Source organism: Priestia aryabhattai B8W22 (assembly GCF_000956595.1).
In the GTDB taxonomy this organism is placed as follows: Bacteria; Bacillota; Bacilli; order Bacillales; family Bacillaceae_H; genus Priestia; species Priestia aryabhattai.
The window spans coordinates 49,016-72,174 of record NZ_JYOO01000009.1; the positions used below are offsets into that span (position 1 = coordinate 49,016).

27 protein-coding genes and 1 tRNA gene are annotated in these 23,159 nt (G+C 37.8%); 12 read left to right on the plus strand and 16 right to left on the minus strand.

What is annotated here, in order from left to right:
- Positions 1-86 precede the first annotated feature (86 nt).
- From N178_RS09055 to N178_RS09070, 4 genes are all read right to left on the minus strand, one after another.
- Complete coding sequence (locus N178_RS09055) at positions 87-716, minus strand: copper homeostasis protein CutC (protein ID WP_045291865.1); 630 nt, start codon at positions 714-716, stop codon at positions 87-89.
- Between the two features lie 64 nt (positions 717-780).
- The gene (locus tag N178_RS09060; RefSeq protein WP_045291867.1) at positions 781-2,226 is read right to left on the minus strand and encodes a DEAD/DEAH box helicase; all 1,446 of its coding nucleotides are present in this window, start codon (positions 2,224-2,226) and stop codon (positions 781-783) included.
- A 190-nt stretch (positions 2,227-2,416) separates the two neighbouring features.
- Entirely contained in the window at positions 2,417-2,770 is a 354-nt protein-coding gene (locus N178_RS09065) for a hypothetical protein (RefSeq protein ID WP_045291868.1), read from the minus strand.
- A gap of 155 nt (positions 2,771-2,925) precedes the next feature.
- Positions 2,926-2,997, minus strand: a tRNA-Val gene (locus N178_RS09070).
- A 130-nt stretch (positions 2,998-3,127) separates the two neighbouring features.
- On the opposite strand from N178_RS09070, the gene N178_RS09075 reads away from it, so the two are divergent.
- Positions 3,128-3,745, plus strand: a complete 618-nt coding sequence (locus tag N178_RS09075) for a DsbA family oxidoreductase (protein ID WP_045291870.1) — start codon at positions 3,128-3,130, stop codon at positions 3,743-3,745.
- 20 nt (positions 3,746-3,765) lie between these two features.
- Entirely contained in the window at positions 3,766-4,521 is a 756-nt protein-coding gene (locus N178_RS09080) for an arylamine N-acetyltransferase family protein (protein WP_045291871.1), read from the plus strand.
- Between the two features lie 28 nt (positions 4,522-4,549).
- Here the strand turns inward: N178_RS09080 and N178_RS09085 are convergent, their stop codons facing one another.
- Positions 4,550-4,999: an Lrp/AsnC family transcriptional regulator gene (locus N178_RS09085; RefSeq protein ID WP_045291872.1), complete on the minus strand. Its 450-nt coding sequence runs from the start codon at positions 4,997-4,999 to the stop codon at positions 4,550-4,552.
- 172 nt (positions 5,000-5,171) lie between these two features.
- Here N178_RS09085 and N178_RS09090 point away from each other — a divergent pair, with 172 nt between their 5' ends.
- Positions 5,172-5,792: a YitT family protein gene (locus N178_RS09090; RefSeq protein WP_045291873.1), complete on the plus strand. Its 621-nt coding sequence runs from the start codon at positions 5,172-5,174 to the stop codon at positions 5,790-5,792.
- Positions 5,793-5,830: 38 nt separating this feature from the next.
- On the opposite strand, the gene N178_RS09095 is transcribed toward N178_RS09090, so the two are convergent.
- The 5 genes from N178_RS09095 to gnd form a co-directional block, all read right to left on the minus strand.
- Positions 5,831-6,442, minus strand: a complete 612-nt coding sequence (locus N178_RS09095) for a DUF1349 domain-containing protein (protein ID WP_045291875.1) — start codon at positions 6,440-6,442, stop codon at positions 5,831-5,833.
- A gap of 154 nt (positions 6,443-6,596) precedes the next feature.
- Complete coding sequence (locus tag N178_RS09100; RefSeq protein WP_045291876.1) at positions 6,597-7,925, minus strand: GntT/GntP/DsdX family permease; 1,329 nt, start codon at positions 7,923-7,925, stop codon at positions 6,597-6,599.
- A gap of 269 nt (positions 7,926-8,194) precedes the next feature.
- On the minus strand, positions 8,195-9,721 hold the full coding sequence (locus tag N178_RS09105; protein ID WP_028412331.1) for an NCS1 family nucleobase:cation symporter-1: 1,527 nt from the start codon (positions 9,719-9,721) through the stop codon (positions 8,195-8,197).
- Positions 9,722-9,999: 278 nt separating this feature from the next.
- Positions 10,000-11,541, minus strand: a complete 1,542-nt coding sequence (gntK, locus tag N178_RS09110; RefSeq protein WP_045291877.1) for a gluconokinase — start codon at positions 11,539-11,541, stop codon at positions 10,000-10,002.
- Positions 11,542-11,566: 25 nt separating this feature from the next.
- On the minus strand, positions 11,567-12,466 hold the full coding sequence (gene gnd, locus N178_RS09115) for a phosphogluconate dehydrogenase (NAD(+)-dependent, decarboxylating) (protein WP_045291878.1): 900 nt from the start codon (positions 12,464-12,466) through the stop codon (positions 11,567-11,569).
- A gap of 150 nt (positions 12,467-12,616) precedes the next feature.
- Here gnd and N178_RS09120 point away from each other — a divergent pair, with 150 nt between their 5' ends.
- Entirely contained in the window at positions 12,617-13,462 is an 846-nt protein-coding gene (locus N178_RS09120; protein ID WP_014461544.1) for a MurR/RpiR family transcriptional regulator, read from the plus strand.
- Positions 13,463-13,631: 169 nt separating this feature from the next.
- The gene (locus N178_RS09125) at positions 13,632-14,111 is read left to right on the plus strand and encodes a GNAT family N-acetyltransferase (protein ID WP_045291879.1); all 480 of its coding nucleotides are present in this window, start codon (positions 13,632-13,634) and stop codon (positions 14,109-14,111) included.
- Positions 14,112-14,236: 125 nt separating this feature from the next.
- Here the strand turns inward: N178_RS09125 and N178_RS09130 are convergent, their stop codons facing one another.
- Complete coding sequence (locus N178_RS09130; protein WP_028412335.1) at positions 14,237-14,773, minus strand: phosphatidylglycerophosphatase A family protein; 537 nt, start codon at positions 14,771-14,773, stop codon at positions 14,237-14,239.
- A gap of 172 nt (positions 14,774-14,945) precedes the next feature.
- Between N178_RS09130 and N178_RS09135 the strand changes: the two genes are divergently transcribed.
- The 5 genes from N178_RS09135 to N178_RS09155 all read left to right on the plus strand — a co-directional run bounded on the left by N178_RS09135 (position 14,946) and on the right by N178_RS09155 (position 18,023).
- Positions 14,946-15,332 (plus strand): hypothetical protein, encoded by a 387-nt coding sequence (locus N178_RS09135; protein ID WP_045291880.1) that lies wholly within the window; start codon positions 14,946-14,948, stop codon positions 15,330-15,332.
- A 163-nt stretch (positions 15,333-15,495) separates the two neighbouring features.
- Positions 15,496-16,221, plus strand: a complete 726-nt coding sequence (locus N178_RS09140) for an alpha/beta hydrolase (protein WP_028412337.1) — start codon at positions 15,496-15,498, stop codon at positions 16,219-16,221.
- A gap of 82 nt (positions 16,222-16,303) precedes the next feature.
- On the plus strand, positions 16,304-16,816 hold the full coding sequence (locus N178_RS09145) for a YjcG family protein (RefSeq protein ID WP_045291881.1): 513 nt from the start codon (positions 16,304-16,306) through the stop codon (positions 16,814-16,816).
- A 5-nt stretch (positions 16,817-16,821) separates the two neighbouring features.
- On the plus strand, positions 16,822-17,256 hold the full coding sequence (locus N178_RS09150) for a GNAT family N-acetyltransferase (protein WP_045291882.1): 435 nt from the start codon (positions 16,822-16,824) through the stop codon (positions 17,254-17,256).
- 89 nt (positions 17,257-17,345) lie between these two features.
- Positions 17,346-18,023 carry a DUF421 domain-containing protein gene (locus N178_RS09155; RefSeq protein ID WP_045291883.1) on the plus strand — a complete coding sequence of 226 codons (678 nt, stop codon included), beginning with the start codon at positions 17,346-17,348 and terminating at the stop codon, positions 18,021-18,023.
- Between the two features lie 76 nt (positions 18,024-18,099).
- Here N178_RS09155 and N178_RS09160 read toward each other — a convergent pair whose 3' ends face one another.
- Positions 18,100-18,351, minus strand: a complete 252-nt coding sequence (locus tag N178_RS09160) for a hypothetical protein (protein ID WP_045291884.1) — start codon at positions 18,349-18,351, stop codon at positions 18,100-18,102.
- Positions 18,352-18,727: 376 nt separating this feature from the next.
- On the opposite strand from N178_RS09160, the gene N178_RS09165 reads away from it, so the two are divergent.
- Both N178_RS09165 and N178_RS09170 read left to right on the plus strand, forming a co-directional pair.
- Positions 18,728-21,046 (plus strand): ATP-dependent helicase, encoded by a 2,319-nt coding sequence (locus N178_RS09165; RefSeq protein WP_045291885.1) that lies wholly within the window; start codon positions 18,728-18,730, stop codon positions 21,044-21,046.
- A 224-nt stretch (positions 21,047-21,270) separates the two neighbouring features.
- On the plus strand, positions 21,271-22,059 hold the full coding sequence (locus N178_RS09170) for a M48 family metallopeptidase (protein ID WP_237758432.1): 789 nt from the start codon (positions 21,271-21,273) through the stop codon (positions 22,057-22,059).
- Between the two features lie 47 nt (positions 22,060-22,106).
- Here the strand turns inward: N178_RS09170 and spoVIF are convergent, their stop codons facing one another.
- From spoVIF to N178_RS26990, 4 genes are all read right to left on the minus strand, one after another.
- The gene (spoVIF, locus tag N178_RS09175; RefSeq protein ID WP_013055449.1) at positions 22,107-22,364 is read right to left on the minus strand and encodes a sporulation-specific transcription regulator SpoVIF; all 258 of its coding nucleotides are present in this window, start codon (positions 22,362-22,364) and stop codon (positions 22,107-22,109) included.
- A gap of 133 nt (positions 22,365-22,497) precedes the next feature.
- Positions 22,498-22,620 carry a YjcZ family sporulation protein gene (locus N178_RS25850; RefSeq protein ID WP_013055448.1) on the minus strand — a complete coding sequence of 41 codons (123 nt, stop codon included), beginning with the start codon at positions 22,618-22,620 and terminating at the stop codon, positions 22,498-22,500.
- An 87-nt stretch (positions 22,621-22,707) separates the two neighbouring features.
- Positions 22,708-22,905 (minus strand): hypothetical protein, encoded by a 198-nt coding sequence (locus tag N178_RS09180; RefSeq protein WP_232217001.1) that lies wholly within the window; start codon positions 22,903-22,905, stop codon positions 22,708-22,710.
- Between the two features lie 50 nt (positions 22,906-22,955).
- On the minus strand, positions 22,956-23,132 hold the full coding sequence (locus N178_RS26990) for a hypothetical protein (RefSeq protein ID WP_165351683.1): 177 nt from the start codon (positions 23,130-23,132) through the stop codon (positions 22,956-22,958).
- Positions 23,133-23,159: the final 27 nt, after the last annotated feature.

Consider the following 23,159-nt stretch of genomic DNA (forward strand, 5'->3'; position numbering starts at 1 on the left):
AAAAAAACGAACCACGAATCAAACATATTGATTAATGGTTCGTTTTTCACTTGAACTAAAATACTTTTGTTCCAGCCTCTTTTTATTTAACGAGATAAATCTCCTACAATTTTTGTTCCGTGTAATTCAGCTGCTTTTGTTTCTGTCATAACTTGACCCGCATTTCCTTCATGAATTCCTCCGCCGGGCAAAATAATAATACGGTCACCGGCGTATGCAATCAGTTCTCGAATCACCTGCAAGTTTTGAAGAGCAGATCTTTTCCCTCCCTTAGTTAAAATACGGTCTGCTCCCAGTTCACTAAGTACATCAATGGCTTTATATTTATCATGAAGTTCATCAAATGCCATATGAAACGTAACGCTTAAAGGACGAGCTTCTGTTATTAAATCTTTAGTGCGCCCGTAATCAATTTCACTTTCTTCTGTTAAAATACCAAATACTACTCCATTTATTCCAAGGTCTTTACATGCTTTAACGTCTTTTTTCATAATTTGAAATTCTGCCTCGGAATATACAAAGTTGCCGCTTCTTGGGCGAATAATCACATTGATATCTGTATCAAGATGTTCGCTTGCATATTGAATGGTGCCGTAACTTGGCGTAGTGCCTCCTTGACTAAGATTGTCACATAATTCAATGCGGTCTGCTCCTAGCTTTTCGGCTTTTTTTGCCTGCTCATATCCCTCTACACACGCTTCTTTTATGTACTTCATACTCTCAACTCCTTTATTGGCTGTATAAATAAAGCCCATCTTTAAAAAGATGGACTTCTTCCTGCTATTTAATCGCTTTATGAACTTTTAAATTCTTTCCTTTAATTGTTTTGTTTTTCATTGCTTGTAATACTTTGGGACCTTTTCCATTCAAAATCTCCACATACGAGACATTTTCTTGAATCGTAATAATTCCAATATCGTCTGCGGTTACTCCGTCTAATTTCGCAATTGTTCCTACAAAATCAACCGCTCTAATTTTCTTTTTCTTTCCTCCGTTAAAATACAGCTTCATAATGTCTTTATTTAATGACTCGCTTTTATCTTTTTTAACTTCTGGACGCTCATTGATTTTTTCAGTAAAAGCGGATGCTGCCTGCTGTACTTCTTCTTTGGAAGGAGGAGTGGATGTTGGAATTGAAAAACCGATATATTCTTCAATTTCCGATAGCATTCTCTCTTCATAAGGCGTTACAAATGTGATAGCTTTCCCTTTTTTACCCGCACGTCCCGTTCTTCCTGTACGGTGAACGTAGCTTTCTTTTTCTAGCGGAAGGTCGTAGTTAATAACGTGCGTGATATTATCAATATCAATTCCTCTCGCAGCTACATCTGTCGCCACTAAATAGCGGAATTTCCCTTTTTTGAAATCATTCATAACGTCAAAACGGTCTTCTTGCACCATTGCCCCGTGAATTTTATCACAAGGATATCCAAGATCATCTAAATCATCTAACAGCGTATTTACCTGCTCTTGCGTGCGGCAAAAAATGATGCAGCTGTCCGGGTTTTCTACTGTAGTTACGGCTTTCAGCAGTTCAAATTTACGTTCATTTTCTACTGTTATAACAGAATGGTCAATCGTGCTTGTTGTTAATCCGTTCGCTTTGATTTCAACATCAACTGGCTTCTTCATATATTTGCGAGACAGCTCTTCAATATCTTCAGGAAGCGTAGCTGAGAAAAGCATCGTTACACGCTCACTAGGAAGACGTTGAATAATTGCTTCTACTTGGTCAATAAAGCCCATATTCAGCATTTCATCGGCTTCATCGATAACCAAATAACGAATTTTCTCTAATGCAAGCGTTTCTTTTTCTATATGATCAAGCACTCGTCCAGGCGTACCTACAACGATATGTGTTTTTTGCTTTAACTCTACTTTTTGCTTAGCAAATGGTGATTTACCGTACACAGCAGCTGCTTTAATTCGCTTAAAACGGCCGATATTGGTAATGTCTTCTTTTACCTGTGCAGCCAGCTCTCGTGTAGGTGTTAACACTAACGCCTGTGGTTTATTTTCTTCCCAATTAACTAATTCACACAGTGGAATACCAAAGGAAGCCGTTTTTCCACTCCCTGTTTGAGACTTCACGACCACATCTCTTTCTTCTAGCGCGATGGGAAGCACCTTGCTTTGTACTTCCGTAGGATTATTGTATTGCAGGCTAGAAAGTGCCTTAACTACCTTATCGCTAAGACCATATTGACTAAAACTTCTTTGATTCATTTTGTACCCTCATTTATTTTAAATTAGTGATTATCTTTATCATGACCTGATGCACTATGTTTCATTATACTTTAATTCTTCTATACGCGCTCAAAATTTCAAATCACACAAGCCGCTTTTGGATATACACTCATTTTTGAATTCAAACTTATTTTCAGTTCATACACCTGTAATATAAAAAGTCAGTAAACTAACAAATAGTAAGGTAATAGTGAGAACTATCACTGGCTTGTTTTGAATATGTAGCATAATCCGTATAATCTATCCACTTGTATCTTTCTAATTTCCTTTCTAGCTTTTCACTAATTTCATCTTCAATCTCATGCATGAAAGCAACCGTTTCGTAAATGGTCATCCCAAATCGATTAGCTGCTTGGTGATGAGGAGAGTGTTCTTTGAGAAGTGTCAAAAACTGCGCTTTTGTTTCGGCCTGCTGTGCTAAACGATCTTCGACTCCTTCAATGAATTGATATAACATTCGTTTATTACTAGGAAGAGAAGCAATAATATCTCTTGCAAAAACCTCCATCATCTTTTCATTCATGGTCACTCCACCCTTCACCTTTATAACCAATCATCTTTTTATTCATTTTAAACGTAATGATTACGATTTACAATATAAAATTCTTTTTATATCTTGCACCTTCACTAAATAAAGAGAAAAGCCGCTCTCTTATTAATAAGAAAACGGCTTTGGTATGAGCGATGAGGGATTCGAACCCCCGACCCCATCCCTGTCAAGGATGTATTCTCCCACTGAACTAATCGCTCGTGATATGTATTGACTATATTATAGAAAGAGTTATCCAATTTTGTCAACTATTTTTCCACAGTTCCCAAGTTGGAAGAATCATCTTTACTTTTGATAAAATAAAAACATGCCGTAAAGGAGCGTGACGGGATGAAAGCGCATGCTGAATTTTATTTTGATTTTGTCTGTCCACTATGTTTTCTAGCCGCTAAGCCTTTAAGAGAAGTCAGTAAAGAACAAAAAGCTGAGATTGAATGGAAGCCTTTTGAACTTTGTCCTGAGCCAACCCAACAGATGGAGCAAGTAGAAGATTTTTTAGAGAGACCTTGGAATCGATCGATAGCTCCCTTAGCACAACAGCTACACGTAGAAATGAAGATGCCGGACATGTCCGCAGTCCCGCGCACTCATTTAGCGCATGAAGGTTTTCATTTTGCTAAAAAACATGGTCAAGAAAGTACCTATGTAGATGCTGTTTTTAAAGCTTATTGGGAAGATGAAAAAGATATTAGCCAGATTGAAGTCTTAGCAGAAATCGCTGATTCTCTGCATTTAGATAAAGAGATATTTACGCGTATCTTAAAAGACCGGACGTTTGAACAAGTTCATAAAGATAGCTTAGCTTATGCCTATGAAGACGCTCATGTAACGGAGGTACCAACTTTAAAAATTGGCAGCCGCGTACTGCAAGGGTTTGCTTCCAAAGAAACAGTCAAAAAAGCGCTGTTGCATGAACATTCTGCTAAGCTTGAAGACCGAGAGAAATGATTTACTAAGAGGTGCATTTGATGAATATTACTTATTATTTTAGTCGGTTTTTAGCTAAGAAACCGGATAGCCCAACGTATGAAAGCTTAGCTGCTTTACAGAACAAGCACATGCTTCATGTTCCTTTTGAGAACTTAGACGTTTTGTCTCAAACCCCTATTATCATTGATTTAGAACGGATTTTTCAAAAAGTAGTTGTGAATTTGCGTGGAGGATTTTGCTATGAATTAAACGGCCTATTTGGCTGGCTGTTAAAAGAAAGCGGATATGAAGTCTCTTACGTTTCAGCTACCGTCAAAAAACCCGACGGAACGTGGACAATTGAAGGGAGTCACGCTACAAACCTTGTGACGGTTGAAAATCAGTCTTACATCGTAGACGTTGGATTTGGAGATTCTGTTCGCAAGCCAATGCCTTTAAATGGCGAAGTAGTAAGAGATGTAAGCGGCTCTTATCGTATGACAAACGTTGCTGAGCATATGTATGATTTGCAGCGATGGGAAGATGATGTATGGAAAACGCTGTACCGTGTGTCTACGCTTTCTAAGAAACTGACTGACTTTACTCCTATGTGTGAGTTCAATCAAACGTCAGCCGATTCTCCGTTTGTACACAATCGTCTTGTTACTATCGCAACATCTACAGGGCGCATTACCCTCTCTGGTGAAACGCTAACTGTAACAGATGGTGGGAAAAAGACGAAAAGGAACGTTTCAGAAGAAGAAATACCTGATATTTTACAAAATCATTTTTATATTATTAAAGGATTTTATTAATATGTCCTTACACAAAAAAACCGGCCTCTTATGGGGCCGGTTTTTGTATAGGGCTAATCATCCTGTTTTCTACAGGCGACTTTAAAATAATTGAGGTATTCACATTTCCATAAGGAATCAGTTCATCCACGAGCATTCTAAGTCCATCCATTCCAGACACGGCTGCTTTGATAAAGTAAGAAACCGGCCCCGTTACGCGATGACATTCAAGCACGTCTTCATTTTGCTCAATAAAGTCTTCAAATTCCTCTGGTTTTCTTTTTAATTCGCTTACTTGAATAAACAGCTGTGTATCTCTTCCTAAAGCTTTCGGAGACACCGTAGCGCTGAAACGCTGAATCACTCCTCGTTCCTGAAGACGCTGCAGCCTTTCTGATACGCTTGGACGGCTAAGAGCAAGCTTTTTTGATAAATCACTAATCGTCATACGCCCGTCTCTTTGCAAAATAAACAATAATTGTGCATCGATTTGATCCATACAAACCCTTCCTTTCAAAATGAATATAATAAATAAAATCTTTATTCAAGTTGATAACAGAACAAGTATTATTTCCTTCATTTATACATGTGTTTTCTTTATTTAATATCCTATCATTAAAGTAGATAATTGAAAATGAAAATTCCGAAAAAACAAACAAAGGGGTTTATTTATGAAAAAAGTTTTATGGATTATTCTTGGATGTACGATTGCAAGTATTGGTGTTCTTATCTTGCGGCACTCTCACGTCGTGACGGGGGGAACAGCTGGTCTGTCTCTTAGCTTGTCATATGCCCTTCCTTTATCGTTTGCGGTGATCTTTTTTCTCATTAATATTCCGTTTTATCTCTTTTCCTTCTTTCAAATGGGATGGAAATTTACCGTCACAACTATAGGATCAGTGTCTTTGCTATCACTTCTCACTTCACTCGATCACTTGCTTCCTGCTTTTACACTTCCTAGCCTGATGGGTGCTGTTACGGGTGGACTAATTGCCGGTCTTGGCTTATCCATTTTATTTATGAACGGAGCTTCTCTCGGCGGTGCTAATATTCTCGCGTTATTCGCGCAGCGAAAATTCGGTTGGGATCCTGGAAAAGTGAATTTTTCATTTGATTTCCTTGTCGTGCTGTCGAGCATGTATTCAATTGGATTTTCAAAAGGAATTTTCTCTGTTATGTCCATTGCGATTACAGGGTTTGTCATAAGCTATTTCAAGCAAAAAATTGCTTTACACAATCAACCGACACCCACTGCTGCCACACAGCCTTTAGATAATGTGCTTTCTAAATAAAAAACACGATTTAGCTGTGACTAAATCGTGTTTTTCGTTTAAAGCTTTTCTACTTTTATAAAATCAAATTGGGCTTCATATCCTTCTCCTTGAGGACTACAAGCGTAAACTCCAACTTGAACAGGTTCTTTGGATGAGTGCAATAAGTGAGCGAGTCGGAGCTGAGTCCAGGAATCTCCATCACTTGAATAACAAACGGTGTAATCATCGTTTTTGCGCTGAATTTTAAAATAAAGCGCTGATTTGTTTTGAGTAAAATTTTGGCTGGACCAATCTGAGAAGCCCTGGTTGGTTACGACTGCTCCTAATTGGTTAGGTCCATCGGGATTGTATTCAACTGACGTTTTGATCCACGTATCTTTTGATACACGAATCATGAGACCTGCTTGATCGTAGCGATTAACTGGATATGTATGCACCTTGGTCATGATTTCAAAGTCGCCTTCTACTTCACGGTAAAGAAAGTGTCCATTGTCCGCTTCAAAGCCATAATGAGTCCGCTGCCAAAAATCTGTTTTAGCGTCCGTTTTAATCACTAATCGATTCGTTTCCGTATCAATTTGAAATTGAGCTGGTGGACAATACCAAGAAACGTCTGAATCTAATTTTCCTTCTGAAAAGTTTGTGAAAAATACTAGTTGATTACTCACTCTCTGTCATTCCCTTCTTAGAAGCTATTGTTCTTCTATTTCTATTTTGCCATAATTTAACGAATAAATAAAATATTTTGATTATTTTTCTAGTAAATTCTTTTCTTTCATAAAAAAATAAGACTCTTTTACATAGAGTAAAAGAGTCTTATTTTTAGATTATTGCATTTAGAATAAGTGCTCCTGCAAAAGCAATAAAGGATAGAAGCGTTTCCAAAACAGTCCATGTTTTGAACGTTTCTTTTACTGTTAATCCTAAATACTCCTTCACCATCCAGAATCCAGCATCATTAACGTGAGAGAACATTAGTGAACCCGCGCCCGTAACGATAACCAGAAGTTCTAAGTTAACACCAGACATGTGCTCAATGATTGGTGAAACAATACCCGCTGCTGTTGTTAATGCAACTGTTGCTGAACCTGTAGCAATACGGATTAATCCAGCAATTAAAAATGCAAGTACCAGTGGTGATAGAGATAGATGTTCAGACATTTGACCAATCGTTGTACCTACTCCGCTATCGATTAATACTTGTTTGAAGCCACCGCCTGCACCAATAATTAAGACAATAGATCCTACAGGAAGCAAACATTCTTCCGTTAGTTTTTTAATCACATCTTTTGTCATACCTTGACGTTTTCCAAGCAGGTAAAACGCTGCAAAACAAGAAATTAATAGTGCAATCAATGGACTTCCTATTAGTTCTATAAATTTCACTAGGCCACTTGGCAATCCGTTAATAACAGGTGCTATAGCTGCTAAGACCATTAATAGAACGGGCAGTAAAATGACAAAGAACGAAACGCCTGTACCAGGAAGATCTTTTGATGTTGTCGTGATACGAATTAGATCAGGCTCTCCTTCTGGAACCACTCGTTTGTGAACCCATTTTGCAAAAACTGGTCCAGCAATAACTGCGGCTGGAATTGAAATGATTAACGCGTATAAAAGCACTTTCCCCGTATTTGCTCCGTAAATACTAATAGCTGCCATCGCTCCTGGATGAGGAGGAACGAGACCGTGAACAATTGATAATCCTGCAATAACTGGCAGAGCAATCAATAATATATTTTGTTTTGTTGTTTTATGAATCGAAATAACTAAAGGCAGTAAGATTAAAATTCCTACTTCGAAGAAAACAGGAATACCAATAATGAAACCTGCTACTAGCATTGCCCACGGCAATCTTTTCACACCGAATATTCTTACGAAATAATCCGCTACTTGCATGCCAGCACCTGAATCAGCCATCAGCTTACCTAAAATTGTTCCCAGTGCTAAAATTCCTACTAAGTGGCCTAAAACACCGCCCACTCCCGTTTCGTAAGCGGCAACAATTTTATCCATTGATAACCCAGAAGCAATTGCTAAAAACAAACTCGCAACCGTTAAACTGATAAACGCATGCCATTTAAAAACTGAAACACCTACAATAACAATAACAATTGCGACAACTGTAATAGCTAATAAGTATGCATCCATCTTGCTTTCCACCTTCCCCTTAAGTAAACGCTTTCTTTATGTAGCAAAAAAAGCTCTAAACCTGTTAATTTTTTAAAAAATAAGTTTTAATTATCGAAATCGTTTACATTAATTACATCAGAAAACGATTTCATCTTTTTATTACTTAAATTATATGAAAAAAAAATTCTTAAATCAATAAAAAACTAAAAAAAATTTTATCAATTTTCTTCCATGCAGTTTTAAAACATAAAAAAATCCAATCATGTTAATGATTGGATTAACCTTATTTATTTGGTGATGGTTGGATCAGCCGTTTGACTGTCAATAATCGGTTTTTCGCTTGTTTTTAACGTTATTTCTTCATATTCCCCCGGCGCTAATACACTTTTATCTCCTCTCATGAGATACGTGTAAGCGATGATAGAAATGAATAAACCAAATGTCCAGGCATTATCCCATAAAAAGCGCAGTCCAGGAATTAGTAAACCTAAAACGGGTATGGCTACGCCAATTACTAATGCATAAATACCGTTTTTATTAAAACCTGTTGAATAACTATAGCGACCGTTTACCTCGTATAAATCCTTTAATGCCATCTGTCTCCTTCTTACAAGCCAGTAGTCAGCAATGGCGATGCCGTCTATAGGACCAAGCAGCGCCCCATATGTTCCAAGCCAGCCGAAGATATAGTTCCCGAAATTAGACATGATGTACCATGGCTGAAGCAAAATAGCAAAGATACCGGTAACCAGTGCCCCCATGGCAAACGTTATTTTCTTTGGATTCAGATTCTCAATTGCACGGGCCGGCGCCACAATATTTGCTCCCACATTAATCGTTAAAGAAGAAAGCACGATAACGATTGTTCCTAAGAAAATGATAAACGGAGGGAATTTAGCTACTAACGCCACTGGGTCCCAAATTGCTTCTCCGAATATAACGATGGTTGCCGAGGTGACAGCAATTCCAATAAATGAAAAAATACTCATCGTCAACGGCAAAGAGAAGGTTTGCGCAACCATTTGAGATTTCTGACTTCTAGCATATCGACAAAAATCCGGGATGTTCAAAGCGAGCGTCGCCCAAAATGCAATGACTCCGGTTAAAGCAGGGAAAAATACAGCTAGAAATTCTCCAGTAGATGTAAATTTAGAAGGCGTAGATAAGATGGGGCCCCACCCTCCTGAGTTTGTATAAGCCCATATAAAAAGAATAATAGCTGAAATACCAATAACCGGAGCAGCAATCGCTCCTAATACTTTAATTGCTTGCGGTCCTTTATATGCCACTCCTACATTTAAAAGCCAAAAGAGAGCGAATACAATGGCTGTATGACCAGCTAAACCATTCCAAGATGAAAACGAAGCGCTTAGTAGTGTATCAATTGCTTCCGTTCCAATCCATGTATTAATTCCAAACCACCCAGCAGCCACAATGGCCCTAGCCAGTGCTGGGATATGTGCTCCTTTATCTCCAAACCACAGGCGGGCAAATACTGGATAAGGAATGCCAAACTTGGTTCCAGCGTGAGAATTAAGCAAAATAGGAATAAGAACAATCACATTTCCTAAAAAGATTGTACCAATTGCTTGCCACCAGTTCATTCCAAGCGTCATCATTCCGCTTGCCATTGTGTAAGCTGGAATACACAGACACATCCCAATCCAAAGCGTGGCAAAGTTAACTCCTTTCCAAGAATGTTCTTTCATCGTAGTAGGACGTAAATCTTCATTCCAAAGATCGCTGCCGCTCAGCTGATTGTGCGTCTCATCTGTGAGCGTCACAATTCCATCTTGCTCGATTTGTGTTTTCATCCATAAAACCCCTTTTCATAAAATAAGTTCATTTCAAAAAACAAATTTTATTTGAATTTTCTGAAATATAAAGGCGTTTGTGACGATTCCTTCTAGTATGTGATAAATACTAACGTTACCCCTTATTATATTTAATGCGAAACAGGGATACACTGGACAAATTGTAACATTATTTGAGGGAACTTTTATATATTGTGTAGTGTTAACTCTTTTGGTTGTTAGATAACCTAACACACAAAAGATCATCGCCTGACAGCTTCAAGCGATGATCTTTAAACTTAATGTACGTATTTTTTTTGAAAAGCCGTAATGCTTGCGTATTCTTCTTTAAATAAGCGAGCCAAACGAATATAGATAGCCGTTAACTCTTTATATACTTCACTGTTTTCTTTGATTGGATAATGATGATTAGTCGCTCCAACCATATCGGAAACAACGTTTAATGAGTCAACTTCGCCAAGGCTATATAAGCCAAGGATAACTGCTCCTAAACACGAACTTTCAAAACTTTCCGGCACGGATACTTCTTGGTTAAAGATATCTGCCATCATTTGACGCCAAAGTGCGGAACGTGCAAATCCGCCTGTTGCCTGAATTTTTGTAGGCTCTCCAATTAACTCTTCAAGTGCCAATAACACCGTATATAAGTTAAAAATAACGCCTTCTAGTACGGCACGAATCATATGTTCTTTTTTATGATGCAGACCTAGGCCAAAAAATGAGCCTTTAGCATTTGCATCCCAAAGCGGCGCGCGCTCTCCTGAAAGGTATGGATGAAACAATAAGCCGTCTGCTCCCGGCTTCACTAAAGCCGCAATATCTGTTAATACTTCGTACGGATCTTTTCCAAGACGTTTAGCTGTTTCCACTTCCGACGCTCCAAACTGATCGCGAGCCCATCTGAAAATCATGCCTCCGTTATTTACAGGGCCGCCAATTACCCAGTGGTCTTCTGTCAACGCATAACAGAAAATACGACCTTTAGGATCGACTACTGGCTTGTCAGTGACTGCTCGAATCGCTCCGCTTGTCCCGATTGTCACCGCAACAACGCCTGGTTCAATTGCATTTACGCCTAAGTTTGATAATACACCGTCACTTGCACCTACAATAAAGGGCGTATCCGGAAGTAAATGCATGTCAACTGCAAGCTCTGGGTTTAACCCTTTTAACTGATGCATGGTTGAAACAGGAGTGGATAACTGATCGGTTGTAACACCTGCTACTTTTAGTGCTTCTTCATCCCACGCAAGATTTTTCAGATTAAACAAACCTGTTGCTGATGCAATCGAATAGTCGATAACATATTCGTTAAATAGCTTAAAGAATACATATTCTTTAATTGAAATAAACTTATGTGTTCCCTTCACTAATTCAGGCTGTTCATTAGAAAGCCATGTTAGCTTGGAAAGCGGCGACATCGGATGAATAGGCGTGCCCGTACGTAAATAAATCTCATGGCCATTGTATTCATTTTTAATTTTTTCCGTCCATTCTGCACTTCTATTATCCGCCCACGTAATACATTTTGTCAGCGGCTTTCCCTGCTGATCAACGGCAATAACACTGTGCATAGCTGAGCTGAATGAAACGCATAAAATATCCTCAGGTTTTACATCGCTTGTTTTTACAACCGTTTGAATGGTACGTACAACTGCTTGAAAAATTTCTTCAGGATCTTGCTCAGCCATCGCGGGCGTAGGCGAGTATAGTGGATACTCAATCCCATGGTTAGCAATGACTGTACCGTCTACTGAAAACAATACAGACTTTGTACTCGTTGTTCCGATATCTACACCTATTGCATATTTTTTGCTCATGCTGCTGTCCCCCTACTTTACTACTTTACTTATTTACAACACCGTGACCGCCGAATTCATTTCGAAGTGCTGCTACAACTTTTCCTGTAAATGTATCTTCCTCTAATGAACGATAGCGCATCATTAGCGATAAAGCAATAACAGGAGTTGCCGTTTGAAGATCAAGGGCAGTCTCTACGGTCCATTTCCCTTCACCAGAAGACTGCATGACTCCTTTAATACTATCTAGTTTAGGATCTTTTGAAAACGCATTTTCCGTTAGTTCCATTAACCAAGAGCGAACAACAGATCCGTTATTCCAAACGCGCGCTACGGCTTCATAGTCGAAATCAAACTGACTTTTTTCCAGAACTTCAAATCCTTCAGCAATGGATTGCATCATTCCATATTCTACACCATTATGAACCATTTTTAAAAAATGACCGCTTCCGCTTTTACCTGCATACATAAATCCATTTTCTACGCAAATATCATTAAAAATTGGTTCAATTGTACGGAATGCTTCTGCATCTCCGCCAATCATTGTACACGCTCCGTTTCTTGCGCCTTCCATTCCGCCGCTTGTCCCTACATCAAAGAAGTAAATACCTTTTTCCTGAAGATCGTTAGCACGTCGAACAGATTCTTTATAATTAGAGTTTCCTCCATCTATTACAATATCTCCTTCTGACAGAAGATCTTTTAGTTCTGTAATAACATTTTCCGTTACTTCTCCAGCCGGAACCATAACCCATACAACTTTAGGTGAAGAGGGAAGTTCATTGACTAACTCTTCAATAGTAAAGGCACCAGCCGCTCCTTCATTTGAAAGTTTTTCTACCGCTTCTTTATTCACATCATAAGCTACAACTTCATGATGGTTGTCCATTAAATTTAATGATAAATTATATCCCATTTTTCCTAAACCGATTAATCCAATTTTCATTTTACAAACTCCCTTTGAAAAAAAATTTCACATTACCTTCATTATACGAATTATTTTTCATTTTGCAATCGTTTACAAGAAAATTTTTTTCACACATATTTTTGTGCTATACTCTTTTTACTACTAAATTCGTGGAAAGGAACATCAGTTATGACGCAAAATTGCTTAGGAAAAATTCGTTCTCACTATGCTAGATTCAGTGAAAAAGAGAAAAAAATTGCAAATTATATTTTAGAACAGCCAGAACAAATTATTCACAGTACCATTAATGAAGTAGCAGACGATTTAAATGTAGCTGATGCAACGGTCTTTCGCTTTTGTAAACGAATTGGCTTCAAGGGCTATCAAGCGATGAAAATAGCGCTGGCTGCTGAAATTATGACACCCATTCAGCAGATTCATGAGGAAATTGCTGAAACGGATAATGAAAAAACGATCGCTGAAAAAATCTTTCGCTCCAACGTGAGAACGCTTGAGAATACATTACAAATACTAGAGGGCAATGCTATTGAAAAAGCCGTGAAACTTCTGATGAAGGCCGATAAAGTTCAATTTTATGGCACGGGAGGCTCTTCAGTCGTGGCTATGGATGCTTTTCATAAATTTGTGCGAACAGGAATTAAAACGTTTGCATTTATCGATTCCCACTTCCAGCTTATGTCAGCTTCTCAATTGACGAAACAAGATGTAGCGGTAGTGATTTCTCATTCTGGAACAAATAAAGACACGATGAACATTTTAAATACAGCAAAAGCGAACGGTGCCAAAACGATCGGGATCACGGGTTTTCCTAAATCTCCATTAAGTCAAAACGTTGACGTTTCTCTTTATACAAGTTCAGAAGAAACCGAATATCGATCTGAAGCTCTCGCCTCGAGAATTGGACAGCTAAGCCTCATTGATGCTTTGTATGTTAATGTAATGATTGCGAATAAAGACACCTCTAAACACTCGCTTGAAAAAGTACGCGATGCTATTGCTGAAACTAGAATTTAATGTTTCGCCCTTATATATTCTTCAACTACAACATCAAACAGAGCATAAAATATATGCTCTGTTTAGTGCCGTTCTTCACTTAAATTTTTCAGGTTTTCATTCTCATTTAACATTTTCTAAGTTGCTACATATGATAAAGCACAACTTTTAAAAAGTAGGTGAAGTGTGTATGGATATTATCTATCGCACTGCAAAACTAGATGATTATACAGAAGTAAATAAAATATTAGGGGAATCACTAGAACTCCACGCAAATGCGCTTCCTTCTATGTTTGATACCCAAATGGCTGTTTTATCTCCGGAACAATATCAAGCTACTCTTTATTATGCAACCATTGATATTCTTGTAGCTCAATATCGAAATCAAATTATTGGGGCGTCTGTTGTTGAATTAAAATATAACCCTCCCACCACATTAGCTCCTCTTTCCTATACAGCATACATCCAATATTTTGGTGTAAAAAAAGGCTTTCAAAATTACGGCGTAGGAAAAGGTCTTTTTTCTGCTACGAAACAGTGGGCTGTACAAAAAGGAGCAAGTGACCTCCAGCTTACCGTATGGGCATTTAACGAAAAAGCACGTGCTTTTTATGAAAGTCTTGGGCTGGAAAACTTAAGCTATCTTATGACTACTTCACTACAGCCATAAATCGTTCCATTAACGGAGGCTAGGCACGTATCTTCTACGTGCCTAGCCTCCGTTATTCAAATAAAAGACTAAATCATTTTGACGCGTTAATTTACGCAGCTTATATACATACTAAAAGAAGTTTATTACGTAGCCGGATTGCCTTCTTGCAGCTGTTCTTGTTCATCACGCTGACGGTGAGCCAAACGACTTGCCGCACTAGAAGCTACGCTCGCTACCAAATCATCTAAAAAGGTATTAACTCCTTTTTCTTTTTTACAGTCCAGCTTTTCAATAATGCCTACTTTTACTTTATCTAAATAGCCAAAGGTCGTAACAGCGATACTGCCATAGGTTAAAACGGCACCTAAAGCAATCGTTTCGTCAACGCCAAACAGCCCTTCGTCTTGCTCTACAATACTTTGAAGAGGTTCTGATAATTTATTTTGCTCAGCTAACTTATCAAGTTCGATTCCAACTAGAAGCGCATGCTGAATTTCTCTCTTTTGCAGTACTCTCTCTACGCTTTCAGCGCATTCCTGAATGGTTAGAGCTGGATGATAAGGAAGCTGTAAATCATACACAATTTCAGCAATATCCAAAACTGTTACGCCACGCTCTTCCAGCAAATTAAATGTTGCCTTGGCTACTTCTTTGCTCGTTGGGATTTTTTTCGCTGTCATATCTCTCTCTCCTTTTCAAGTTGTTGTCTCTCTTTATACTAAATTCGATGAGAGGTGCTAAAAACCTTTTTTGTTCATCCGCCTGAGTTCATAAACTCGTCACATATCTCTTTAGGCGCTCATTACATTTACTTGCTATAATGAAATTATCTAATCAGGAGGTTTGTCTACTGTGGAAGAAAAACAAAGTAAATTTAGCAGAGGCTTATTATTATTTTTCATTGGCGCAACAGCCCTTTTCTTTATCGTTTTAATCGTTCTGTTTCTCATATCTACTTTTGGAAAAAGCGAAAAAGAAGCCGTAGCTCTTCTAGCAGGGAATCACTACGCTATCGTTAAAGAAGAGAATTCATATACTCTTTATGATCAAAAAGAAAACAAGCCTATTTTGAAAGATGTAAACGGCTATTTTGGTGCGCGCAATATCCGAAGTTATGTAAAAAATGACACAGAATTGGTTTCGATTGATGAAAAAGAAGAGGAATATACGAAGAAGCCGCTAGAAAAAGCCAGCCAAGCAGAAAAAGCTATGTTTAAAAAAATGAAAAAATTAGATTAACCAAAAGCGCTTCAGTCGATTCTGAAGCGCTTTTTTTAATGACGCATGCCTCTTTCTCGTCATTCGCTAAAAAATTCGTTACAATAAAATAAAGAACGGTTGTTAGAAAATGTGTTACAATAAAGGTAACGCTTTCATTCAAATGCATAGGAGTCGATTATTCATGTCAGAAAGTAAGCGGAAGTTAGAAGAAATTTCTTTTTATAGTGACGCACTGCAAGAAGATGTCACATTACTAGTCTATTTGCCGTCAAACTATTCTACGCTCTATAAGTATTCTCTACTTATCGCCCAAGACGGAAAAGATTATGTTATGTACGGACGTACACCTCGTTTAATCGATGATTTAATGAACGAGTCAGAAATCGATCGTACTATTTTTGTTGGAATTCCATACAAAAGCGTAGAAGACAGACGTGATAAGTATCATCCAGAAGGAAAGCAAGTAGATGCTTATATTCGCTTTTTAGCACATGAGCTTGTGCCATTTTTGGATAAAACATATCCTACATATCAAATGGGAAAATCGCGTGTTCTAATTGGCGATTCGCTTGCTGCTACAGTTTCACTGCTGACGGCCATTGCGTATCCACACACGTTCGGGAAAGTAATTATGCATTCTCCTTTCGTGAACGATGCTGTATTACAAACGGTCAACTCATTTGCTTCTCCTTCACTTCTTGATTTGTATCATGTTATTGGAACGGAAGAAACGGATGTCAAAACCACACAAGATGGTATATTAAACTTTATTGAGCCTAACCGCCTGTTGCATGAACAAATGAAGCAGCGTGGATATTCTGTTTTCTACGAAGAATTTAATGGAAACCATACGTGGAAATACTGGCAAAAAGACGTAAAGCGTTCGCTTCAATACATGTTGAAGTAGAAAGATATCATATTTTTTGAAAATTTGTTATAATAAGCTCGCTTTATACATATTTTATGATCTTACTTTGGAGGGATTTTTTATGAAATTTGGCGTTGTACTTTTTCCATCTAAAAAATTGCAAGATGTAGCGAATTCTTATCGAAAACGATATGATTCTCACTATTCATTAATTCCGCCTCATCTTACATTAAAAGAAGTCTTTGAAGCTACAGAAGACCAAATTGATGAAATTGCGGCTAACTTGCGTAAAATTGCCGAAGAAACAAATCCATTTACATTAAATGTAACGAAAGTAAGCTCATTTTCACCAGCCAATAACGTTATTTACTTAAAAGTGGAACAAAAGCCAGAACTGACGTCACTTTACAATAAACTTCATAAAGGCAATCTCGAACAGCCAACCGAGTATTCATTTATTCCACATATCACAATTGGCCAACGACTTTCAGATGATGAGCACTTAGATGTGTATAGCCAGTTGAAACTTGTAGATGTCGCTCATGAAGAAACAGTAGATCGTTTTCATTTAATGTACCAGCTCGAAAATGAAACATGGACTGTGTTTGAAACATTTCGTCTTGGAAAGGGATAAAATACGTGAACATCAAAGTACTAACGAACAAACAAGATCATTCTGATGCTTACTTCGTACGTCAAAAAGTATTTGTAGAAGAACAGCAGGTTGATGTAGAGCAAGAAATCGATGAATACGATTCCGAAGCCCTGCATTTAGTTGTATACAAAGGAACTGCACCAATTGGGGCAGGACGCTTCCGTATAGTAGAGGACTATGGAAAAGCCGAACGAATCTGCGTTCTTTCTTCTTATCGAAAAGACGGTGTAGGAAAGCTTTTAATGGATAAGTTAGAAGAGCTCGCAGCAGAGCATGAGATTGAAAAGATTAAGCTGCATGCTCAAACGCATGCGGAAGAATTTTATAAAAAGCTAGGCTACGTAACGGTTTCAGGTGAATTTATGGATGCTGGAATTCCACATGTAGAGATGGTAAAGAAACTAAGTAAAAAACACTAGGAATTGAACCTAGTGTTTTTGCTTTTTTAAAGGATAAGAACCCTCGCTTTGCTTATACTAATACCTAATCATGTGAATTAGGTGAAAATATGGATGAACTTATCGGAATTGCACTAGAGCTTTTTTTCGGATTTATCTGCTTGTTTATTTTAACTAAATTTTTAGGAAGAGCCACGATTACTCAGCTTACCACCTTTGATTTTATCTCTGCTCTTGTATTGGGAGAGTTAGTAGGAAACGCATTATATGACTCAGAAGTAGGAGTAGGAAAAATTTTGTTTTCTGTTATCTTTTGGGGAGCGCTTATTTATGTGACTGAAGTTATTACTCAAAAAAACATTCGCCTGCGCTTGTTTTTAGAAGGACGCCCATCTATTATTATTCGAAAGGGAAAAATTTCGTACAAAGAACTTAGTAAAAATCGATTAGATATCGATCAGCTCCTTCATATGCTTCGTTCAAAAGACATATTTTCCATTCGTGAAGTTGAATATGCAATTTTAGAAACAGATGGATCACTAAGCGTATTGCCAAAATCTGATTATGCTAAGCCAACAAGAAGCGACCTACACCTGCCTCCTTCTGAACCTGCTTTACCTATCGCATTCGTCAGTGATGGACGTTTGCTTTTAAAAAACTTAATTCAGTCAGGCTTTGATGAAGACTGGTTAAAGACACAATTGAAAAAACAGGGATTTACCGATTATAAACAGGTGCTTTATGCTGAATGGCAGCAGGGCAGTACTCTTTTTATTGAATCTTACTAAAATGTTTTTTACTTGTTCATTACTTTGTTAAAAAATCGTGAGCGCATGCATTCTGCCGCGTTCACGATTTTTTCTATTAGACACGTGTATTAATCACTAGGCCCTTATTTGTTAGTTCTCTGTATACACGCTCTGCTGCTTGAAGCTTTTTTCGCTTTTGTACTGAACTTGGCGTCAACCCCAGTGAATGAGAACGCGATTCAAACTCTTCGTCAAAGCTTTTTTTCTCAATAGGCCAAATACGATTTGAAAAAGAAGCATTATTTTTTTGAAGGCGATTTGCATATTGAATAGATTGATAAGGCGTGACGGGCAGTATATATCCCATATGAACCCTCCTCTTTTTCAAGATACCTTCTACTCCCAGACCCCAGTATTTTTCGCAAGAAGTATCGACATTGAAACAGCTCACTTAACCCCTCTTCTAGACTCGTTCAGAACAGATAGCACTTTGTATCTATACCGCTTTTTTTGAACATATGTGACCTCTTACTCAATATATACCCTTTTTTACATCCTATCCCTCCAAAAATATCCGTGCTCTTTTTAAAAAAAGATGATTTTGATATGATAGACTTTGATTATGGAATAAAAACTGTGCGTATATACACATCTATATCGATGTAGAACGAGAGCGGCTTCTTGCTTTACCCCCCTCTTATTTACTATTGATTGTTCATGTTTTACAAAGGAGGCCATGTTTTTTGCAACGTGCACTTTATCAAAATCAGATACTTAACCTTGCTATAACGGCTAGAGACCGATTTCAATATTTATATGAAGCTAGTCTCCGAGGAGAAATAATATGTGCTCACTGCGGAGAACCAGTTAAATTATATCTGGGGATTGAACATTCTCCTTACTTTTATCATGCTCAAGTTCCCCATGAAAGAGAAGAGTGTTCAGACACACTATCAGAAACAACAGCTGTACAACAAATAAAAGAAACTCCGGCTGAATATAGAGAAACTAATGGATTTCGTATTCCTAAAGGACGAGCTATTGGTGAGAAAAATTCAACTGCAAAAGAGAAAGCGACATGGAGGTCTTCCGCACCTTTTTCAAGTGTTCCTGCTTTTCGCTCAAAACCACCTGTTCCTAAACACTCTGACTCTCCTTATTTAAATGAATTTAAAGAGAGCGGTATTGAATTAGATTCGAACCAATGGAAAGCTGTTACACATTCAGAAGGACCTCTCCTTATTCTAGCCGGTGCAGGAAGCGGCAAAACGCGTGTGTTAACAGCTCGCACCGCATATATGATACAAGAAAAACAAATTGATCCAAAATCCATTATGCTGGTGACTTTCACGGCTAAATCAGCTAAAGAAATGAAAGAACGATTAGCTACATATCCAAAGATGTCCGGCTTCCATCTTCGTCAAATGCTAGTTGGAACTTTTCACAGCATTTTCTTACGTATGATTGTTCATCACAATCCTCAAGCGTGGCAAATGGATCGCCTTCTGAAATGGGATTGGCAAAAAGAACAGATCGTGAAAGAAGCAGCAAGAGAGCTCCACGTGGATGAAAAAGATTTTCCGTTTGATCAGGCACTTCAGCAAATCGGCTATTGGAAAAACACGCTTGTTGGAGTGAAAGATGTGCGCCCAAAAGACAAGTGGGAACAAGATGTTCACTTTTTATATCGTCGCTATGAAGAAGTTAAAAAGCAAAAACAGCTATTCGATTTTGATGACATGCTATATGGATGTTATGAAATGCTAAAACAAAATCCCGATTTACTAACTCGTTACCAAAAAAGGTTTCGCTATTTTTTAATTGACGAATTTCAAGATATCAATAAAGTTCAATATAAAATTATGAAAATGCTAAGTGAAGACTCTAAAAACTTGTGTGTCGTAGGAGACGATGATCAATCAATTTACGCTTTTCGCGGAAGCGACCCTTCGTTCATTTTAAATTTTGAAAAAGATTTTGCTCATACAACTGTTATTACGTTAAACCAAAATTATCGTTCAGCTCATGCCATCGTTTCTTCCGCTAATAAAGTGATTGCACGAAATACAGCTCGCCGACAAAAAGAAATGGCTGCCCAGTTTGATAATGAGTTGCGACCTACCTTCTTCTTTCCATATGACGAAGAAGAAGAAGCAACAATGATTGTAACGGATATGAAAGAAAAGATTAAGCAAGGCGCTTCTCCAACTGACTTCGCGGTCTTGTACCGAACTCACGCTTCTTCACGTGCCATCTTTGAACGTTTATCGCAGTCAAACCTGCCGTTTTCAATCGAACAAGATGCAGATTCGTTTTATAAAAGACGAATGGTTCGAAGTTTACTTTCATTTCTACGCTTGAGCGTGAATCCAAATGATGCAAGTTCGCTGCAAGATTTAGTGAACGCGCTCTTTTTAAAGAAAACAGCAGTCAATGACTTAAAAGCAGCAAGTATTCTTCATGACGGTACATTTATTGATGCGCTTGAATATCTTCAAGATTTAAAACCGTTTCAGCAAAAAAAGCTCAAGAAAGTAATTCCTTTATTCAAGTCGCTAAAATCAATGTCTCCTTCTTTGGCACTTGAGACGATTTCTAAAGATATGGGATTCGATGATTTTGTTAAAAAACGCGGAAATGAAGGAAATATGATGGAAAAAGGTTCGGATGACGTGCGGGATTTAAAAGTTGTAGCACGTAAATTCAAAACCGTACCTGAACTCTTAGAGCATGTGGATCATATGATTGCCATGAACACAGAGATGAAAGCTTTAAGCAAGCAATTCAATGAAAGTATTCAGCTAACCACCATTCACCGAGCAAAGGGTCTTGAATATAAGCATGTATACGTACTGAGCAGCGTAGACGGAGGATTGCCTCATGATTATGCACTCGAAGCTTATCGAGGCGGAGATGATGTGCCGCTTCAAGAAGAGCGGCGCCTTTTATATGTAGCCATGACGCGTGCGCAAAATTCACTTTACTTATCCGTTCCGCAAACTAGAAGAGGTAAAACTGCTTATCCTTCAAGATTCCTGAAGTCTTTTATAAAAAAAGTATAAAGGAAAAAGAGGCTGGGACAAAAGTATTTTAGTTAAATTGAAGTACGAACTGTTAATCAGAATTATTGATTAACAGTTCGTACTTTTTATTGTCATGTGAATGTAGGTTTAATATGTTTAGTTGCTTCTATTAACCAAATATTCCACTAAGAGGTAGATATTCATAAGTAGATGCGTTAAACTACGTTATGTACTATATTACTATATTTTAGGAGGTTCCATTATTGAACGCAAAGCTTATTCATGAAAATGAAAAGATTTTTTTCATTCTATGTATGGTTATCAGCTTATTAACCTATTTGCTTTTAATTATTTCACTCGTCGGTATTATCTACATTGCAATCGGTTTTTTAATTACATTTATGCTCCACGGTTTCTCTATTGCTCAAATTCGCAATAATGGAGTTAGATTGACAGAGAAGCAGTTCCCGCACACTTATCATCAGGCAAAACATTTATCTTCAGAGCTGGATTTAGAGCTGCCCGATATTTATATTATTCAATCAGGCGGCTTATTAAACGCGTTTGCTACACGTTTTTTTGGACGTCACTTTGTCGTTTTATACTCGGATATTGTTGAAATGATTGAAGATAATCAAGAAAAAGAACTTTCTTTTATTATTGCCCACGAATTAGTTCATATAAAACGTAAGCATACACTCTACCACTCACTTATTCTACCTGCTCTTTGGGTTCCTTTTTTAGGAAAAGCTTACTCTAGAGCCTGTGAATATACATGTGATCGCATAGCTTCCGTTGCGATTGGTAATGCAAAAGCTGCCACTCAAGCACTCACTATACTTGCGGTTGGGCGTTGTCTAAATAAAAAAGTAAATCAGGAGGAATTTGTTCATACGCACTCACAGGAAAAAGGTTTTTTTATGTGGTTGAATCAAGCCACTTCAACTCACCCTCCTATCGCTCATCGTATTAAAGAAATTAATTACTTAGCACAGCATCCGGAACTGTTTGATCTTGATTCTAACGCATTTCAAACAAATGAAATTGCATAAATGGAAAAAAGCCCTGACACGTCAGGACTTTATATAAAAACATTAAATCATTTTTTCTCATTTAGCATTTTAGCGATGGTCGCAAAATCAATGGACTGATTATTGTTTGCAATCGCCTTAACAATTTGTTCTTCTTTTTGTTTTGAAATTGGCTTATTCGCAATTTGTGCTACTCGCTTTACAATATTACGCACCGTTTGCTCATCTTTAAAGTTAGCATTTTGTACAGAATTCGCAAGCTCAAAAATATCCTTCATATTAACGCCTGTTTTCTTTTCTATATTTTTAAACATATTATTATCCATTTTGCATGACCTCCTTTATTTATACTTCATCGTATGCACCATGTGCCTAGATGGTGCCCTTTACATTTAATAAAAAAATAAAGTGCGAGTGAAACTTCACCCGCACTTTTCTGTGCCTTATTCATAGAAGGGATTAATTGTAAAAACAAACACAACCAACAATAATTAATAGAATGAATAATACAACGATTAACGCAAAACCACCGCCGTAGCCACCACCGTAACCACAACCACCGTAGCCAAATCCGCAGCCCATAATATTACACCCCCTCTGTTTTACTCTCTATACTGTATGTTCACTCAAATGATTTTGTATGGGCTTTTCAACTGTGTACATTAAATTTCATTGTCCAAACGGATCTTCAGCATCTTGCTCATCAAGTCTTTTTACATTTTGCTGCAGTTTCCTCTCTTGCTGTTCCATCTGCTTTTCTGCTTTTTCTACTTCTTTCATTCTCTTTCGATGTTCTCCCATCATATGCTGTTCAAAAAACCGTTCAAATTCATCGAAAAAATCCGGCATCTCTACACCTCTCTCCACTCTCCACTCCATGTAAAAAAGCATTGTCCGAGTGACAATGCTTCTATTGCTTATCGCTTTGGTAACTTTGAACCGCAGCCGCAACCACCTTGTTTTGGAGAAGGGTACTGGACTGGCTTAGGAATAGCCTGCCCTTTCTTCACCGATTGTTTTGTCATTGGTTGTGGATGATAAGGCAGGGGCTGAGGGTATTGATTAGGATTATAATTATAATGATAATACATCATGTTTCCCTCCTTTTTACAGCATCCTAT

Coding starts and splice junctions, on each gene's coding strand:
- N178_RS09055 (WP_045291865.1), bottom strand. CDS start 716: ATGAAGTACATAAAAGAAGCGTGTGTAGAGGGATATGAGCAGGCAAAA.
- N178_RS09060 (WP_045291867.1), bottom strand. CDS start 2,226: ATGAATCAAAGAAGTTTTAGTCAATATGGTCTTAGCGATAAGGTAGTT.
- N178_RS09065 (WP_045291868.1), bottom strand. CDS start 2,770: ATGAATGAAAAGATGATGGAGGTTTTTGCAAGAGATATTATTGCTTCT.
- N178_RS09075 (WP_045291870.1), top strand. CDS start 3,128: ATGAAAGCGCATGCTGAATTTTATTTTGATTTTGTCTGTCCACTATGT.
- N178_RS09080 (WP_045291871.1), top strand. CDS start 3,766: ATGAATATTACTTATTATTTTAGTCGGTTTTTAGCTAAGAAACCGGAT.
- N178_RS09085 (WP_045291872.1), bottom strand. CDS start 4,999: ATGGATCAAATCGATGCACAATTATTGTTTATTTTGCAAAGAGACGGG.
- N178_RS09090 (WP_045291873.1), top strand. CDS start 5,172: ATGAAAAAAGTTTTATGGATTATTCTTGGATGTACGATTGCAAGTATT.
- N178_RS09100 (WP_045291876.1), bottom strand. CDS start 7,925: ATGGATGCATACTTATTAGCTATTACAGTTGTCGCAATTGTTATTGTT.
- N178_RS09105 (WP_028412331.1), bottom strand. CDS start 9,721: ATGAAAACACAAATCGAGCAAGATGGAATTGTGACGCTCACAGATGAG.
- gntK (WP_045291877.1), bottom strand. CDS start 11,541: ATGAGCAAAAAATATGCAATAGGTGTAGATATCGGAACAACGAGTACA.
- gnd (WP_045291878.1), bottom strand. CDS start 12,466: ATGAAAATTGGATTAATCGGTTTAGGAAAAATGGGATATAATTTATCA.
- N178_RS09120 (WP_014461544.1), top strand. CDS start 12,617: ATGACGCAAAATTGCTTAGGAAAAATTCGTTCTCACTATGCTAGATTC.
- N178_RS09125 (WP_045291879.1), top strand. CDS start 13,632: ATGGATATTATCTATCGCACTGCAAAACTAGATGATTATACAGAAGTA.
- N178_RS09130 (WP_028412335.1), bottom strand. CDS start 14,773: ATGACAGCGAAAAAAATCCCAACGAGCAAAGAAGTAGCCAAGGCAACA.
- N178_RS09140 (WP_028412337.1), top strand. CDS start 15,496: ATGTCAGAAAGTAAGCGGAAGTTAGAAGAAATTTCTTTTTATAGTGAC.
- N178_RS09145 (WP_045291881.1), top strand. CDS start 16,304: ATGAAATTTGGCGTTGTACTTTTTCCATCTAAAAAATTGCAAGATGTA.
- N178_RS09155 (WP_045291883.1), top strand. CDS start 17,346: ATGGATGAACTTATCGGAATTGCACTAGAGCTTTTTTTCGGATTTATC.
- N178_RS09160 (WP_045291884.1), bottom strand. CDS start 18,351: ATGGGATATATACTGCCCGTCACGCCTTATCAATCTATTCAATATGCA.
- spoVIF (WP_013055449.1), bottom strand. CDS start 22,364: ATGGATAATAATATGTTTAAAAATATAGAAAAGAAAACAGGCGTTAAT.
- N178_RS25850 (WP_013055448.1), bottom strand. CDS start 22,620: ATGGGCTGCGGATTTGGCTACGGTGGTTGTGGTTACGGTGGTGGCTAC.
- N178_RS26990 (WP_165351683.1), bottom strand. CDS start 23,132: ATGATGTATTATCATTATAATTATAATCCTAATCAATACCCTCAGCCC.